This window comes from Glutamicibacter sp. NPDC088483, assembly GCF_044753145.1.
GTDB lineage: Bacteria > Actinomycetota > Actinomycetes > Actinomycetales > Micrococcaceae > Glutamicibacter.
Genome location: NZ_JBIVMP010000012.1, coordinates 4,979 through 6,165, shown reverse-complemented (window position 1 = coordinate 6,165; position 1,187 = coordinate 4,979). Strand labels below are relative to the sequence as shown.

The window sequence follows — 1,187 nt, the reverse complement described above, 5'->3', positions numbered from 1 at the left end:
ACAAACTTGGCACACTATTGAGTTCTCAAACAACAAACACTCTCGACACCACAACCACCAATCCTTCGATGACTGCTTCGCTCCGGAGCAACTTTTCCAACTTACCAGACTTCCTGATCCGACCAAAATCGGCGGAAAACCTTCAGTGAAAAGTGATTGGCTGCCGGGTAAACAATCGGTAGATTCCGTGTTGTTTCCGTTCCGGCAACAGATAAAAACTATACACAGGTTTTCAGGGCTCCGCAAATCGGCAGGGCACTTTTGACAGTGATCGTGGTTACACTGTGGTGGCATAATCCGCGGGCGTACTCTGACGCCCTGACAGTTGAACAAATCTGCAGCGGAATCGCGACTGCTTTGCTCCTGCGGTTTACAGGATCTCTGTACGTTTATGGAGCGTATCCAGGAAGACGAACTTCTTCATTGCCCACCATCGGAAGATCATCCCAAGTAACGTCCCGATAATTGGTCCGGCGATAAAGTCGGCAATCTCCTGGACGATAAAAGAAACGTGTGGTTCCGTGATTCCAAAGATCCAACGGGATACATAAACCGGCGCCGCAGTAATTCCAATAGCTACCGTAGACATGCCGACGAATTTGATGAACTGGATACGTTTGAGGCCATGGACGACATCCCCAAAGGTAAACCGTCGCGAGAGGTAGTAGGAAACTACCGTGGCCGCTGCATTAGCGATAAGAAAAGCTGAAGTTGGATGCGCCCCCAGAATCGTGAACTTCAATCCGTAATTCACTGCCAAGGTCAGGAGGAAGCAGAATCCTCCTATGCCCAGGAAGTACAGAGCTCTCTTTCGTTCCCGATACTGTTTTGGGCGCGATGGATCCCGTGCGCCTTCATCGCTAAATGCTTTGGCTCTGCCACTCATGGATCAAGCATAAACATCCCAGGATCGGCGAATAGAAAATTGAAACTTAATCAGGGCGGTTCTTAGTTATCCATATGGGTCACCTTGCACAGCATGCTCAGATTGAAGCTCATGAGCTTCCAGCGATGTATGAGTCGGGCATTTTCGTGGCAGCGTCCAATGGCCAGGATGGCGGCAATGAGTTGTTATGCCCTGCGGCTCAACGGGCTCAACGGGCTCAACGGGCTCAACGGGCTCAACGGGCTCAACGGGCTCAACGGGCTCAACGGGCTCAACGGGCTCAACGGGCTCAACGGGCTCA

At 51.2% G+C, this 1,187-nt stretch carries 1 protein-coding gene; it reads right to left on the bottom strand.

From position 1 onward, the window contains the following. Nucleotides 1-370: 370 nt before the first annotated feature. Nucleotides 371-886, bottom strand: coding sequence for a GtrA family protein (locus ACIP6G_RS18185; protein ID WP_365946654.1), 516 nt, complete (start codon nucleotides 884-886; stop codon nucleotides 371-373). Between the last annotated feature and the right edge of the window lie 301 nt (nucleotides 887-1,187).

Excerpts from the sequence above, each read along its gene's own strand:
- ACIP6G_RS18185 (WP_365946654.1), bottom strand. The coding sequence starts at position 886 with ATGAGTGGCAGAGCCAAAGCATTTAGCGATGAAGGCGCACGGGATCCA.